This is a genomic window from Snodgrassella sp. M0110 (assembly GCF_016101465.1).
Taxonomy (GTDB): Bacteria; Pseudomonadota; Gammaproteobacteria; order Burkholderiales; family Neisseriaceae; genus Snodgrassella; species Snodgrassella alvi.
Genome location: NZ_JACFQM010000003.1, coordinates 327,072 through 342,552 on the forward strand (window position 1 = coordinate 327,072; position 15,481 = coordinate 342,552).

Here is a 15,481-nt window from a genome sequence, read left to right on the forward strand (position 1 = left end):
ATATAATTTCATTATGCTTCTATTTATTAATAGCATAGATCCGCCATATTGTTAATTTTTCATATGGTGCCGACAACGAGAATCGAACTCGTACGACCTGAGGTCACCACCCCCTCAAGATGGCGTGTCTACCAATTTCACCATGTCGGCAATTAACTTGTAAAAACTGCTTATTCCGGTATCAGCGGTTTTTGTGCCGGTTTTGCTGGTACTACCGGCGTACTGGCCGGTGTAGCAGACGGAACCACTACCTGTTGCTGAGGCTTCACATCACTAAAATCCAGCCCGCTATGCCGGTGTGTGGAAATATAACCTAATGCCAGACAGGTAGCAAAAAATACAGTGGCTGCAATCGCGGTGCTGCGGCTAAGAAAATTTGCATTGCCAGCTGCACCAAAAACACCCTGAGCACTACCGGAACCAAATGCGGCACCCGCATCAGCACCTTTGCCCTGCTGCATCAGCACCAGCACAATGACACTCAGCGCCGCGAAAATATTCACGATTAAAATAAGGGTTTTAAATGCTTCCATGATATCAACTTTTATCAAGCAGGCGCATATGCAGCCTGAATAACAGCGGCAAAACTGTCAGCCTGCAATGAGGCACCGCCAACCAGAGCACCGTCAACATGTGACACAGCCAGAATTTCAGCCGCGTTGCCCGCATTGACACTACCGCCATAAAGGACGCGGATTTTAACATCTTTACCACATAAAGACAAGATTTGCCGGTAAATTAACTCATGCATGGCGGCAATCTGTTCTGTAACCGGAACTTTCCCCGTCCCTATAGCCCATACCGGCTCATATGCCACCGCTACTTCACTCAGACCTGCCTCTGCCAGCAATGACAACTGTGCAGCTACTACCTGCTCTTCCTGTCCGGCTTCCCGTTCGGCAAGTGTTTCGCCGACACACAAAATAGGCAGCAATCCTGCTGCAATACTGTTCTGCATCTTTTCCAGCAGAATAGTATTATCTTCCTGAAAATACTGTCTGCGCTCCGAGTGTCCGACCAGCACAAACTGTGCTCCGACATCAGCCAGCATCTGTGCACTTACTTCACCGGTAAAAGCACCATTGACTGCAAACTGGCTGACATCTTCCGCCCCTACTGCCAGTGCTGTATTGGCAGCAAATTCTTTGATACCGGCAAGATAAACATTCGGGGCGGCAACACCACAATATACCCGTTCCGCAGCTGCGTTTACTGGTTGAAGCAATCCTTGCAGCAACGTGCGGTTAGCCGCATTACTGCCGTTCATTTTCCAATTGCCTATTACCCACTTTTGCTGCCACATATATTTTCCCTTATGACAAATAACCTGCCAAACTGAACCATATAGTTATGACAAGAATCTACTATTTTACGCCACAAATTAGCTTCAGCTTCAAAATGGCGGCATTGTAACGGAAAATCACCATCTTTGCCCTACGATTACTCAGAATTAATCATACATACCTAAAGAATATTTTTATATGTCAGCAGACACTCTCCATTTTAAATTATGCATAGATTTATTTATCAATCTGAGTTGCTTTTGTTTCAGATCTCCTTTGAAATGAATTTCATATTACAAAACAAATAGTTTTACACTTCGGCTATCTGTATATTGTCATTAATATCAATATTATTAATTAACAGAGCTTAGTTTATACAAATAAAAACATGAACAGAACAGGTTGCGTATTGATGCTGATACTTATCATCGCATCAGAGGTTCAATACCAATCCATTTTTTTTCGGATGATAGCAAAGCTTCAATGGCGGAACAGTGACTTTCTGCCCTTCAATATCAAACTCACCAAGATAGATGGTCCATTGAGTATTTGCATATTTGTCGGAAATTTTAAAGACCTCATATACTGAACCATAGTCATGATTATTGGTAATCCTGGGCACATTGCGGTGTACTTCATCACTATTGATGTTATAAGGTGAAGCTCTTCTAGGGTGTTCCCCATCACGCCCGGGGAAATCGTAAGGACGTGTTTTTGTCCCAAGAAAAACTTCGGGGCGTGCGCTAATGAGCTTGCCGTCACCCTGGTCAATATAGGCTTTACGAGTATCAAGCATAATGGATACAGGTGGCAGCCCTTTGCTCCCGGGCCGTGAAGGACGCTGCCGCCCCTGATTATAAGCAATCAATTGAACATAAAATTCCGATATCGCCTCAGGTCCTGTTTCATAAGATTGAGGGCTTCGTTTTCTAGACATATTAATAACAGGAATCGCATGGTCATAGAGATAAGTTTTAAAAACAATTTTTTGCTTTCCGCTTGGGCTGTCGACATTAAATGTATAATCACTTTGACAAAGGTCGATATAACCTTGTCTTTCCCGTGGATAAGGAATACATCCGCCCAGCAGAGTAACGATTAGTGCGACAGTACTGCACCATTTAAAATGTCTTGATAATGACATACTCCCCTCCTGAATAAAAAATCCCGAATGATGATCCGGATCAGTATAGCTTTCTTTTTCAGCATACTCATAGCAAACTCCTGATTGATTACATTCTGGCAAAGAAAACTATAAGTTCGAGTCTGAGTAATACACACAATGCATATATGTATTTAAGCTAATTAGGCAATTTAAAGCCTCTTCCCCAACATTTTTAAGTTAATTGTATCCGTTGTGCTTAAGATACTTTTAGTCGAATCTGTTTATATCAGTTAGCTTATCTTCCAGAAAATCTCACAGAGTTTAAAAACAGCCATTCTGAAAGCCAGATTTGTTTTTAATCTGTTATGCAATTTCATTGTTTATCTATATTTTTAACATTTTATTTAAAAGGAGCAAAATTCTATCTTTTCTCAATAAAATCAGGATTATTAAATTGCTCCGACAGAAGTGCTGCAATCAGTATCTTATTACAGGAAAACCACCCCGGCACATCAAAAATAATATATAAATAATTATCTGCTTATTATGTGTCAGTGTTATCACTATTAGACTTAGTTTAAATCTGGTTAGCATTACAATCAGTATATTTAGTTTATTTTTATTTATACTCCGCTTTCAACCAATTACCACTACCTTACTTAATCAAATCATACCCATAAACTAAAGAGGAGCCATCTATCTTTATATTTACCTGCCTGTTTGGCTGACGGCGGCACCGGTAAATATTTGTGTGAGATTATCTATAATAAACTGCACTAGAGTAGAACAATTGTGGGGGTGTATGTGTGAAATAAAGTTATGTTATTTTTTATCATGCCTGAAAAAGCACTGGCCACGATTCTGTCTGATTACTCATTATCTGAATAACAGAATTGATTAACAATACTCTATTGTCGCATCGTAAATAGTTTTATAATCAACTTAAACGATATTCGTATACAATAGTCTAATAACAGAGCATATTGCTTTTCTGAACCCACTTACTACCCACCCGCCCGGCGGGTATCAGCATTTCGGAGCAGACATGGATTTCAATACCGCCCGCTATAACATGGTTGAGCAGCAAATCCGTCCTTGGGACGTATTAGATTTTGATTTACTGGATGTCCTGTCCGACATTCCGCGTGAACGTTTTGTCCTGCCTCAGCAACAGGAAGTAGCCTACACAGATCAGGCACTCGGGCTGGCTAACGGTGGCAAAATGCTTGAACCCAAAGTCGTAGCCAGAATGATTCAGGCACTGAAACTTAATCTGACCGATACCGTAGTAGAAATCGGTACAGGCTCCGGCTATGCTACAGCCATACTGGCAAAAATGGCCGGTAAAGTAATCAGTGTTGATATTGATGCTGAACAACAACAGCGCGCCCAGTTAATACTTAGCGATATGGACTATACCAATATCAGCTATAAAACCTGTGATGGATTGGCAGACAAACTCCCCGGCGCACCATTCAGTGCCATTTATGTTGGCGGTTCATTACCCAAACTACCTGATTTATTACTGGATCAGCTGGCAGAGGATGGTCGCATGGTTGCTATTATCGGTGAAGCGCCGGTAATGCGTGCTATTTTATTTGAACGCCAGAATAATCAACTTAGAGAAACTGTATTATTTGAAACTGTAGCACCGGCTCTTCATAGCTTAGAAATACCTGCACCAAGTCAGTTTAAATTCTGAACAAACTTTAATTCAAAATAAGCAGCACAATTTATCATTTTGAAAATTGTGCTGCTATCAGTAAAATTCTTTTTTTTAAGACAATATACACCTGACAAGTTTTCAATAACCATCCGCAAACTTTAATTAATATCAGTATTTAACAGATAAATTTATTTTTTATTTTTTTGTCTGATACTACTTTGAATAGCAATCTTAGCAACCATAAGCCGGTATATTGAAAAACAGCAACACATTGTTTTAAAAACTGTAAAATAAAAAAGATATTCCGAAATTTCGAATACTTATCTCATTGCTCTGGTAATATTTAAAATAATTTTATCTTCAGGAGCAGAATCATGCCTTATCAAACCCGAGCTGACTTACCGGCAGCAGTAAAACAGGCATTACCTGAACATGCACAGGATATTTTCAAAGAAGCTTTTAATCACGCAATTCAGGAATATCAGGATCCGAAAAAACGCCGCGATAACAGCGATGCCGAAACCATTGCATATAAAGTTGCGTGGGCAGCAGTAGAAAAAACTTACCATAAAGGTAAAGATGGCAAGTGGCAGCCCAAATAATCTTTGAGATTGCCTTAATACCACCAGCAATAATCTGCAAGAATAAACGACAAAAAAGCAGCGCAAAACTGTATTTAAGGCAATCAATTTATTGACTCTATTTTAATTACACTGTGGGGATGCAGGTGTAAGCCTCTTTTCCAAAGCATAGTGTGTATTTCAAATGATAATTATGAGAGCACATTTCTTTTACCATCCTGCCCGCCAGACTTTTTCCTGCTAGATGGGGCACTAATCAATATTACATTTTATGTATCAAACCAAAACCTGCTTTGGTTTTATCCTCTTTCAGTTATCGTCTGATTGATTACTATCAACCATCACTAGAACAAAGTATAGTGATTATATATATGCCATTTAACAAAACATTGTCGTAATTAGCGCCGTATAGGCATTACTGTCCTCTAAAACCACATACTGAGACAGTGAATTTCTTATTAGAAATAAGACATACTAAAAAGTCAGACAGAATAAACTGAAAAGAGATAAAACCATGATAGAGTTTCAAGATGGTTTGTCAGAAACTTTCAAATGAAGATTTTTATCACCATTTTAGCAAGAGCTTTAAATTATGAATGCTGACTCAGTTTAAGACAAAAAACAAACGGAAGATTTTTGATTAAGCAATATAATCGTAATAATCTAAAAGCTTAAATTACTCTTACTATAGTAAGAGAATATATTAAGGTAGATAACTTATCCAATTTTATGGTTGAATACGTACGAATAGAATCTGAGAAATAAATCAGTTTCTATAATTTAAACCATAAATGACATTACATACATCAGTTTATAATATGAGTATCCAAACATTGAACGCTATTCAATTACAGCAATGGCAACAGCAAAATCAGGATTTTGTCTTACTCGACGTTCGGGAAGATAATGAAGTTCAGTATGCAGCCATATCCAGCTCTATACATATTCCGATGAATATGATTCCGTTACGCCAGAATGAATTACCGGATGATAAACCCATCGTCTTATATTGCCACCTTGGTATGCGCAGCATGCAGGTAGCTTTATATCTGCAGGAAGCCGGCTTTGAAAATCTCTATAATCTCAACGGCGGTATCAATGCATGGTCACATGAAGTAGATGCAAGTGTACCAACCTATTAATTATCAGCATTGACAATTTAAATTGAAAAGCTCCTTAATTCATGGAGCTTTTTTTGGCACAGTAAAATTCTAATTATTATCAGAATATATAGTATTACTGCTTTTTACTTCTCTTACCCTGTGACAATACCACACCACTTAGTGTCAGCAATGTACCCACAGCAGCAATTAAGTTAAATGGTTCTTTCAAAATAATTACCGCACTGATTATTGTAATAATAGGGACCAAATAAATATAAATACTGATTTTAACAGCCCCGACTAACTTAACTGCATAATTCCATGAAACAAAGCAGATTGCAGAAGCACCTACTCCTAGAAACAGGATATTAAGCATATTAACCGGCTTATAAAAACGTACCAGTCCCCATTCAAAATTAAATAAATACAATGCAGGCAACATCAGAATCAAACCATAAAAAAAGAAGCGTCTGGTAAGTAAAATAATATTGCAATCAAAACTGCTGCTTTTTTTGGTTAAAATCGAATAGCCAGCCCAGAACAGACAGGCTACAACTGCCAGAAAATCACCGAGCGGATTCAGAGAAAGAACAAACTTACCATTAAAACTAATTAAGACCACACCAAAAACTGCCAGCAGACAGCCAATATAAAAACGCAGAGAAGGTGTTTCTGCTTTTAAAAAGAACATCGCTAAAATGGCGGTAAATACCGGAGCCAGACTGGCGATTACCCCCACATTAGAAGCTGTTGTATAAGTTAATGCAATATTCTCACACAAAAAATAGCAGGTGACTCCACAAAAACCGGCAGCCATAAACAAAAGCTCTTTCCTGATGCCCTGCCAGCTCAAAAAATGAGGAGCAAGAATCCACAGAGTAAAGTAACCCAGCATAAATCGGAAAAATAGAATTTCTATAGGTTTGAATTCTGCTAGTAAAACCTTGGTGGAAATATAGGTTGTTCCCCAGATAAATATCGTAAACAACGCAATCAAATGTCCCTGGGCTTTTTTTGACACTAGCATGACCAACCTCATTACTTACACAAATCGAATACAATTTAAATTTTTATTTTCTGAAAGAGTAAAGAAAGCACAAATTAGAAAAAATAATTATTATTTTTAATAATATTCAAAGAAATATTTATTTACATAAAATGATGTAACAAATAGTAAAAAATACCATGTTTATTCGTTGATTTTGTAAGTATATTTCATATACTATATCTTAGTAAATAATTCAAAATATTATTTTTAATAATCAATTATCAATGAAGGAGTAATTATGCCAAGTCCCAACATTAATTGTAATCTATCTCCTAATGAACAATGGAAAGATGGGATTAACAAAGCCTATGAGAGTGTTAAAGCCACAGCTCAAAAATGTGCTAAAAACAAATCTGGAGGATGTCAGGTAGACGCATGGAATAAATGGGATGAGGAAATAAGAACAACTGTCAATGCTTTTAACGATTATCTATCCGCTACTACACCTAACTTCAGAAGTCTTGACTGGCGATATATCAAAGCTATGCTATGGACTGAATCTGGTGCAAAAGATAAGGCGTGGGATAGCAGGCCAATGCAATTTGGTAATAGAGGAGATAAAGGAAAAGTTGAATTGCTTTCACCAGATCCAATAAAAAAAATAGAGTATGAGTTAATTGTGCCAAAAAAGTATAGAACAAATCTAGATACAGGTGCTCATAATATCCACCAGGGTGTTGCTTATCTATTCAAAAAACTAGCGAACTTCGACTTTAAGTTAATATATGATCCTGATCCAACCACTTATTTTATTACAGTAAAACAGGGTGATACTCTTGCTAAAATCGCAAAAGCCAACAATACCGATATTGAAATATTAAAAAACATGAATCCCGAAGTGGTTAATCCTCTGAATTTAAAACCTAATATGAAACTCAAATATAGAAAAGGAGCCAGAAAACGTGTAATTACAGGCTGGAAAGACATATCTACCATGTCGATAGCCAAGAACTATAATGGCAACGGAGATCCCACATACTGTGCAAGACTTAATTATGTATTGCAGCTTTTACGAAAGGATAAATAAAAGTGAATATTATTAAATATTTTGGAATATGTTTATTAGCTTATTTACCATTATCGGCATTAGCAGCTCAAACAAGTTCTATAGCAAGCGAGTGGGACTTACGTATGGAATGCAGTAACAGTACTCCATCCGAAGCAGAAATGACAAGATGCCTTAAAGCTAAAGCATTAAAAAGTCAGAAAGAATTACAAAATACTGAAAAAAAAATGATTAAAATACTTTCTGAATGGGATGAAGATCCCAGCAATATTAATATAGCAAAAGCAAATTTGACTACAGCAAACAAAGAATTTATTAAGTACCGTGATGCCCAATGTAAATTTAATTATTCTCTGGGAGGAGGTGCAATCGAAAATGCACTTGAAATGCGCCTTTTTGCCTGTATAGCTGAACTCAATAACAGACGAAACCAACAACTAATAGATTTAATGTCAGATATATTACCTAAATAGATATCATGAATATATAATTTAAAATATGTATAAAATTTAAGGGCTTTTAGCAAAACTAAAAGCCCTTAAAAAATTCTGGTGCACCCAACAGGGATCGAACCTGTGACCTCCGGCTTCGGAAACCGACACTCTTCCAACTGAGCTATGGATGCTGATAAATATTAAGAGTGGCAGATTTTAGCCCAAATCAGACAGTTTGGCAAAAGCAATTTATATCCATATAACATAAAAATTATCCTCCGCCTATTTCTAAAAAGCAACCATATGAAATTAAATATTTTATTCATATTTTTATTCATACTGGTAATAATCACACAAAATGAGAGATTAATTGCAGTAAATTTGGCATACGTAAAATTTTTGTGCTATGTTTAATAACTTTGGTGCATTAAATTTTGTTTTATAACAAAGAAATATCCCTACAGACAGCTGTCAGGTCTGTTTAACAGGCCACATATATGTATTCTGATTCATGTTCATTTATCCGTCCTCTTCCTGCCAGTACTGCACTGGATGTTATTGGTGATGTGCATGGCGAGTGGGAAGCTTTACAGCAATTATTGCACTTTCTCGGTTATGATGAGAACGGACGGCATAAACATGGCAGAAAACTGGTATTTGTCGGCGATTTATGTGATCGCGGACCGGATAGTCCGGCTGTACTCGACTGGGTAATTCAAGCAGTCGCAGCTGAAAATGCATTTACTATCATTGGCAATCATGAACTGAATTTATTGATTGATGATCCTAAAGACGGTTCGGGCTGGTATTTTGACAACCGTCCGCAGGATGAAACACGTTTTGCACCATGGCAGCATTATCCGAAAGACAAGCGCAGGCAACTACAGGAAACCATGGCACAATGGCCATTGATTCTACAACGCGACGATTTACGCATTGTACATGCCGCATGGCTGCCGGAAAGCATTGATAAACTGATTCATTGTGGCGAAAAATCTCTGATTAAACAGTATCACTACTGGGAGAACCGTTTTTTTGATGATTTCCGCCAGACTGAATGGTACGAATCTTATATACAAGAAACACAGCAGCTAAAAACAGAACTGGAAGATGAAAACTACACCATGCCATTTCAGCCCGGTGTTGCTCATTATGATTTATTACGTAGCTGCCATAATCCCATACGTGCACTGACCAGCGGTATTCAGGCTTTAACTCAGCAACCATTTTATATAAACGGCCGCTGGCGATTTACAGTAAGAAAACCGTGGTGGCAGCAATATACTGATCCAGTGGCGGTAATTATCGGACATTACTGGCGCAGCTGGTATGGCACAGCAGGCGTGGCCGAACATCGCAAAGATCTGTTTCCGGAACCACCAACTCACTGGCTGGGTAAGCAGCAACAGGTATTCTGTGTGGATTTTTCCATAGGTGCCCGCTGGCGTGAGCGCAAAAATGCCATCTTACCGGCAGACAGCCGGATGCATCTGGCCGCATTGCGCTGGCCGGAAAATCTCATCATGTTAAATAGTGGTAAATACTGCCCTGCTGAACGCAATCGCTGAATAATCCTGCCAGTTAACAATACATTTGTTATAATGAACGTTTTTACAGCAAAACAGTATATGCAAAAAGGATAATAACTCCGGCAAATGCTGTTTATACATTAATCTGCAATCCACTTTGGTATAGCACACTGGACATTGTTTCAGATGATGCCGTTGCATCATTATGCCGGTATCAGAGTAATGAATGTATGCCGGATACTGCCATGCATTCATGTATACCAGAGATTATTTACTCAATACCAGAATGACAGACGCCAACTCCTCTTCCAATCAAGTTAAACGCCATCTGAAAACCCGCCATCTGTCAATGATTGCCATTGGCGGCAGTATTGGTACGGGATTATTCATGGCCAGCGGCAGTGCCATTCACGATGCCGGGCCGGGAGGAGCACTGCTGGCGTATATGGCTATCGGGATTATGGTGTATTTCCTGATGACCTCGCTCGGGGAAATGGCAACTTATCTGCCTACCTCCGGTTCATTCTCTACCTATGCCGCCCGTTTTGTGGATCCGTCACTGGGATTTGCACTGGGCTGGAACTACTGGTTTAACTGGGTGATTACCGTTGCAGCCGATATTTCCATAGCTTCACTGGTCATTACCTACTGGGAACCATTGCGCTTTATGCCGGCATGGAGCTGGAGCCTGCTGTTTTTTGCTCTCGTGTTTCTGCTGAATATTTTATCTGTACGAGCCTACGGCGAATCAGAATACTGGTTTGCTCTGATTAAAGTAGTTACGGTAATTGTGTTTCTGGGCGTGGGTGTACTGACTATTTTTGGTATTCTTGGCGGCCAGTATATAGGCTTAAGTAATTTCACTATCGGCGATGCACCGATTCTCGGACATGGCTGGTCGGGCGGATTTTTTACCGTACTCGGTGTATTTCTGATTGCCGGTTTCTCATTTCAGGGAACAGAACTTATCGGTATTACTGCCGGTGAGTCAGAAAACCCGCAGGAAAGTATTCCCAAAGCAATCAAACAGGTATTCTGGCGCATTCTGATTTTTTATATTCTGGCCATGCTGGTAATTGGTCTGCTTATTCCTTATAACAGCGATGCTCTGCTTGGTGCAGATGTGGATCAGGTTGCAAAATCGCCCTTTACACTGGTATTTGAGCGTGCCGGTCTGGCTTTTGCCGCAGCCATAATGAACACTGTGATTCTGACTTCTATTCTTTCTGCCGGCAATTCTGGTCTTTATGCATCTACCCGTATGTTGTATGCAATGGGTAAAGACGGCATGGCTCACCGCACTTTTGCTGAAGTAAACCGTCGCGGTGTACCTGTACTGGCACTGCTGGCAACAGCAATTGTCGTACTGGCTATTTTCCTGCTGGAAAGTGTCGATGAAGGTGCATACGAATACATTGTTGCGGCATCCGGTCTTACCGGTTTTATTGCCTGGCTGGGTATTGCCATCAGCCACTATCGTTTCCGGCGTGCTTTTGTGCGGCAGGGTAATGATGTGAATTCTCTGGTTTATCGTGCCAAATGGTTTCCGTTCGGCCCCATTTTGGCGCTTTTACTGTGTATTCTGGTGATAATCGGACAGGACAGCCAGTTACTATTGCATGGTGATTTTAAATGGCAGCGCTTTGCCATCACCTATATGGGGCTGCCGGTATTCGCAGCATTCTATCTGTATCACAAGTTGCGCTACCATACTCGTAAAGTACCCCTCGACCAGGTGAATCTCAGCAAACATATCGATTAAAACCGGTATTTACATTAATCATACAGACTACAGGCAGCCACAACTGGCTGCCTGCTGCATTTTCAGCTAACATTAAGCCCGTTGATTTATCATTTATTGCAGTCAGAATCTCATGCTTACCTATACCCCCGCAAAATCCGGCAGTTCACCTCACATGAACAAAAAACGTTCATGGCTGCTGCTGTTACTGGTATTTGTGTGGCTGTGGCCGGGTGTACTGCATCATGATTTATGGACACCGGGTGAACCCTATCTGTTTACTACCGTCAGTCAGTGGCAAACTTCAAACTGGGCAGTTCCGACTATTTTTGGTGACATAAACTGGGAAGCTTCTCCCTTATATACATGGCTGGCTGCCTTATGTCAGCATTTATTCAGCCCGAAACGGATGGATGTCTATGAAACCACCCGTCTTACCAATGTTATCCTCATAGTACTCACGTTTTCCTGTATTGGCGGTTCTGCGCGCGAATTTCTCGGGCGAGGCTACGGCCGGATTGCGGTACTGATTTTATTAGGATGTACCGGTCTGCTGATACCGGCACACTTTATTAACGACAGCATGATTCTCTGTCTTGGTGCATCCATGTGCTGGTATGGTTTTGCGCTGGCGGAACGGCGTATTATGATGGCCAGCATGATGCTCGGCGGCGGTCTGGCCGTTCTGTCTTTAACCGGCAGTTTACTCTGGCCGCTATTGCTGATTTTGATCGCATTCAGTCTGCTGCTGCATTCGAAATGGCAAAGCCGGCGCTACCATCTGGTATTACTCATCTCCCTGCTCTGTGCTTTACCGCTGATGCTGATCTGGCCACTGGCCTTACATCAGACTGCTGCCAATATATTCAATTTGTGGTGGCAATACCATGCCCTCGCACCATTCGGCGGTTTCCGCCATTTTGAGGCACATTTCTCACTTGGGTATTACCTGAAAAATCTAATCTGGTTTGCTTTTCCTGCATGGCCATTAGCCATCTGGACAGCCACACGCTGCAAACTGAACAATCTGCGTTGGGGTATTCTCGGTATTATCTGGCTGAGCCTGTCTCTGCTTGTATTTGCTCTGCTGCCACAGCAATATCAGGATTTATTAGTATTTCTCCTGCCACCGCTGGCTGTATTAGGAGCAGCACAGCTGGATGCCCTGCGTCGCAACGCCATAGCATTTCTCAACTGGTTCGGCATTATGGCTTTCGGCTTTCTGGCTGTATTTCTCTGGCTGGGCTTTATTGCCATGAATTACGGCTGGCCGGCCAAACTGGCCGAACGGGCAGTTTATTTCAGCCCTTACTACCGCTACGATGTAAACTACTTTCCGGTAATTGTTGCCTGCGTACTGACACCATTATGGCTATGGGCCATTACCCGCCAGCATATCCGCGGCAGACAGGCAGTCACTAACTGGGCTGCCGGCGTATTACTGGTGTGGTCACTGCTGCTTACTCTGTTCTTACCATGGCTGGATGCAGCCAAATCCGCCCGGCCAGTTGTCCAGCAAATGCAAAACAGTCTGAGCGAAGAACAACAACAGGCTTTTATTAATATGCATGACTGCATCAGCGTTAACCAGAATAGCTTTAGCATGCGTATTGCATGGCAGCAATATAGCTGGATTCCTCTGCTGCCGGATAATCCGCACTGTAACTATCGTCTAATCAGCAGAGACTCCAAAACCACTCCGCCGCCTGAATGGCATGAAATCTGGTCTGGCGCCCGTCCGCGTGAAAAAAACAACATCATCGCCTTGTGGGTTAAATCCACTGCAACAAAGGAATAACAATTATGAATACTCCAGTAGAGCAACAAACCAGTCTGCCGGCCACACCCACCAACGTCGATGCCGGCGAAATCGACAAATTCAGCCAGCTGGCACATAAGTGGTGGGATAAAGAGAGCGAGTTTAAACCTCTACATGACATTAATCCCTTGCGGCTCAGTTTTATTGATAGTTATGCCCGGCTGGCCAGTAAAGATGTACTGGATGTAGGCTGCGGCGGCGGAATTCTGAGCGAAGCCATGGCAAAAGCCGGTGCCAGCAGCGTTACTGGTATCGATTTAGCCAAAAAATCCCTGAAAATCGCCCAGTTACACGCTATGCAGGAACATGTCGGCAACGTAAGCTACCGTATGGTCAGTGTAGAAGATTTAGCCGCAGAAATGCCGGCCGGCTTCGGAGCAGTTACCTGTATGGAGATGCTGGAACATGTACCTGATCCGGGCAGTGTAGTGCATGCCTGTGCACAATTAGTCCAACCTGGCGGCGTAGTTTGTTTTTCCACTATCAACCGCAATATCAAATCATACATGCAAGCCATCATTGCTGCAGAATACATCTTGCAACTGATGCCGCATGGCACCCATGATCATCGCAAATTCATCACGCCGGCAGAACTGGCACGCCTGTGTCGTCAGGCTGGTCTGGAATGGCTGGGTAGCAGTGGCTTTACCTACAACCCGTTGACCAGACGCTATCACCTTACCGACAGTCTGGATGTCAATTACATGATTGCCTGCCGCCGTCCTTTAGATTAATAACTGCCTATGTAAAAAGCCGGTATCATAACCAGATACCGGCTGCTGTAACTGTTCCTGAATCACCGCCTGTAGCTACTGCCCTACCAGTGACTTCATAACAGGAACAGTCGACCAGTCAATACTGTCGAGCAGATTTTTTACCACCAATCCCAGCTCTGTATCACCCTCGATTTTCAGCCGGCGATTGAAAAACAGCGTATCCGGATCTTCCTGCCGCAACAGCATCTTCATAAAATCGGCGGTATTGGCACTCAGACACAAATCCACCACACCAACAGCATCAGCAACCATAAACCGTTCGTTACTGGCACTAAAACATAAATCCAGCCCCAAATCTGATACCACAATCCGGAAATGACGTCCGGCCAGCAAAGACATATCTGCCAGTAATATCTCTCTTCTAAGTAACTGATTTAAGGTATTAACCAATACCCATGCCGGTGGTTTTGCCGGCAGTACTGAAATTATCTTTTTCAAAAATACCGGCATTACTTTATCAGGCACCTGCATGTATCATCCCTTCGCATTGATTAATTCCGGCTTTACCATGCCAGTAACCATCCACCAGTACATCACCTGCATGCATTTTAAGCTCAGATAAAGCAGAAGTTGCCTTTTTTGCTCCGTCCAAAACCTGCTGATGCAATTCAATCACTTCCGCCATATACTCTTTTTGCGGAGAAATTCTTAAATATTTCACACCAATAGCCATCAGCTGCTGATAACTGGCAAGTAAAGAATGATAGCCGGCAGACATTGTCTGAATCCCGTTAATAGTCAGAAAAGCCTGCTTTTCGCGTGTATTCAGCAGCAGACCATCAGCATGTTCCAGACATTTGAATTCGCAACTGTCTTTTTTCAGATTGTAATGCCGTGCGGTAAAACAGCGTGAAGAATAAGCCAATGGCAATTTTCCCCAGCCAAATACCTCACAGGTCATATCCGGCACTGCCGCAATCATCTTGGCCAGCCGGTCTGCGCCCAGCTCAACCGGAGCAATCCAGCGATAAGCCCCCAGCGACTGCATCAATGCCAGCGTCTGCTCGTTATAAATATTCAGTGCCTGCCCCGCAACAAAAGGAATTCCCTTTGCATGCAGCAACCTCACCGCAGCAAGATCATTAGCCTCTACCTGAAAATCAGCTTGTTCTGTCAGTTTACGCAGCCGCTTTAAATCAGATTCACTCTCCAGCAGCACCTGTGATGATAAAATCACCTCATGCCCGCTGGTAGCCACATCATGAGCCAAATCAATCCAGTCGGCTACTTTCAGCTCCTGCCGGCGGGAACATACCGTCTCACCCATATAAACCGTTTTTAGTGGCTGCTCAGCCATCTGCCGGTAAAAATCCACAATCTGCTGCTTATGCCAGAAAAACAGAATCGGCCCTAACGATAAAGCCAGTTTACCCTGTTGCATCATTCACAT

General features: G+C 41.6%; 15 protein-coding genes and 2 tRNA genes. 9 read left to right on the plus strand and 8 right to left on the minus strand.

Going from position 1 to position 15,481, the window contains the following annotated elements:
* Positions 1-64: 64 nt before the first annotated feature.
* From H3T84_RS06430 to H3T84_RS06445, 4 genes are all read right to left on the minus strand, one after another.
* Positions 65-150, minus strand: a tRNA-Leu gene (locus H3T84_RS06430).
* Between the two features lie 20 nt (positions 151-170).
* Positions 171-533, minus strand: coding sequence for a preprotein translocase subunit SecG (gene secG / locus H3T84_RS06435; RefSeq protein ID WP_174834088.1), 363 nt, complete (start codon positions 531-533; stop codon positions 171-173).
* Positions 534-547: 14 nt separating this feature from the next.
* Positions 548-1,303: a triose-phosphate isomerase gene (gene tpiA / locus H3T84_RS06440; RefSeq protein WP_198218577.1), complete on the minus strand. Its 756-nt coding sequence runs from the start codon at positions 1,301-1,303 to the stop codon at positions 548-550.
* A 413-nt stretch (positions 1,304-1,716) separates the two neighbouring features.
* Entirely contained in the window at positions 1,717-2,220 is a 504-nt protein-coding gene (locus H3T84_RS06445; protein ID WP_198218578.1) for a hypothetical protein, read from the minus strand.
* Positions 2,221-3,433: 1,213 nt separating this feature from the next.
* Between H3T84_RS06445 and H3T84_RS06450 the strand changes: the two genes are divergently transcribed.
* The 3 genes from H3T84_RS06450 to H3T84_RS06460 all read left to right on the plus strand — a co-directional run bounded on the left by H3T84_RS06450 (position 3,434) and on the right by H3T84_RS06460 (position 5,777).
* Positions 3,434-4,090: a protein-L-isoaspartate O-methyltransferase gene (locus H3T84_RS06450; protein WP_037393349.1), complete on the plus strand. Its 657-nt coding sequence runs from the start codon at positions 3,434-3,436 to the stop codon at positions 4,088-4,090.
* A 338-nt stretch (positions 4,091-4,428) separates the two neighbouring features.
* Complete coding sequence (locus H3T84_RS06455; protein ID WP_025331461.1) at positions 4,429-4,656, plus strand: ChaB family protein; 228 nt, start codon at positions 4,429-4,431, stop codon at positions 4,654-4,656.
* 797 nt (positions 4,657-5,453) lie between these two features.
* Positions 5,454-5,777: a rhodanese-like domain-containing protein gene (locus tag H3T84_RS06460; RefSeq protein WP_198218579.1), complete on the plus strand. Its 324-nt coding sequence runs from the start codon at positions 5,454-5,456 to the stop codon at positions 5,775-5,777.
* 94 nt (positions 5,778-5,871) lie between these two features.
* On the opposite strand, the gene H3T84_RS06465 is transcribed toward H3T84_RS06460, so the two are convergent.
* Positions 5,872-6,765: a DMT family transporter gene (locus H3T84_RS06465; RefSeq protein WP_100117000.1), complete on the minus strand. Its 894-nt coding sequence runs from the start codon at positions 6,763-6,765 to the stop codon at positions 5,872-5,874.
* A 259-nt stretch (positions 6,766-7,024) separates the two neighbouring features.
* On the opposite strand from H3T84_RS06465, the gene H3T84_RS06470 reads away from it, so the two are divergent.
* The gene (locus H3T84_RS06470) at positions 7,025-7,813 is read left to right on the plus strand and encodes a LysM domain-containing protein (RefSeq protein ID WP_198218580.1); all 789 of its coding nucleotides are present in this window, start codon (positions 7,025-7,027) and stop codon (positions 7,811-7,813) included.
* A gap of 2 nt (positions 7,814-7,815) precedes the next feature.
* Complete coding sequence (locus H3T84_RS06475) at positions 7,816-8,265, plus strand: lysozyme inhibitor LprI family protein (RefSeq protein ID WP_198218581.1); 450 nt, start codon at positions 7,816-7,818, stop codon at positions 8,263-8,265.
* Between the two features lie 76 nt (positions 8,266-8,341).
* Here H3T84_RS06475 and H3T84_RS06480 read toward each other — a convergent pair.
* Positions 8,342-8,417, minus strand: a tRNA-Arg gene (locus H3T84_RS06480).
* Positions 8,418-8,723: 306 nt separating this feature from the next.
* On the opposite strand from H3T84_RS06480, the gene H3T84_RS06485 reads away from it, so the two are divergent.
* The 4 genes from H3T84_RS06485 (at position 8,724) to ubiG (ending at position 14,049) form a co-directional block, all read left to right on the plus strand.
* Positions 8,724-9,794 carry a metallophosphoesterase gene (locus H3T84_RS06485; RefSeq protein ID WP_198218582.1) on the plus strand — a complete coding sequence of 357 codons (1,071 nt, stop codon included), beginning with the start codon at positions 8,724-8,726 and terminating at the stop codon, positions 9,792-9,794.
* A 310-nt stretch (positions 9,795-10,104) separates the two neighbouring features.
* Complete coding sequence (locus H3T84_RS06490) at positions 10,105-11,517, plus strand: amino acid permease (RefSeq protein WP_370524053.1); 1,413 nt, start codon at positions 10,105-10,107, stop codon at positions 11,515-11,517.
* Positions 11,518-11,671: 154 nt separating this feature from the next.
* Positions 11,672-13,294 carry a glycosyltransferase family 39 protein gene (locus H3T84_RS06495; protein ID WP_232346128.1) on the plus strand — a complete coding sequence of 541 codons (1,623 nt, stop codon included), beginning with the start codon at positions 11,672-11,674 and terminating at the stop codon, positions 13,292-13,294.
* Positions 13,295-13,299: 5 nt separating this feature from the next.
* Positions 13,300-14,049, plus strand: a complete 750-nt coding sequence (ubiG, locus tag H3T84_RS06500) for a bifunctional 2-polyprenyl-6-hydroxyphenol methylase/3-demethylubiquinol 3-O-methyltransferase UbiG (protein WP_198218584.1) — start codon at positions 13,300-13,302, stop codon at positions 14,047-14,049.
* A gap of 75 nt (positions 14,050-14,124) precedes the next feature.
* Here ubiG and H3T84_RS06505 read toward each other — a convergent pair whose 3' ends face one another.
* Positions 14,125-14,562: an SCP2 domain-containing protein gene (locus tag H3T84_RS06505; RefSeq protein ID WP_198218585.1), complete on the minus strand. Its 438-nt coding sequence runs from the start codon at positions 14,560-14,562 to the stop codon at positions 14,125-14,127.
* Complete coding sequence (locus H3T84_RS06510; RefSeq protein ID WP_084563501.1) at positions 14,549-15,472, minus strand: U32 family peptidase; 924 nt, start codon at positions 15,470-15,472, stop codon at positions 14,549-14,551. Before H3T84_RS06510 ends, H3T84_RS06505 begins: the two co-directional genes overlap by 14 nt.
* Between the last annotated feature and the right edge of the window lie 9 nt (positions 15,473-15,481).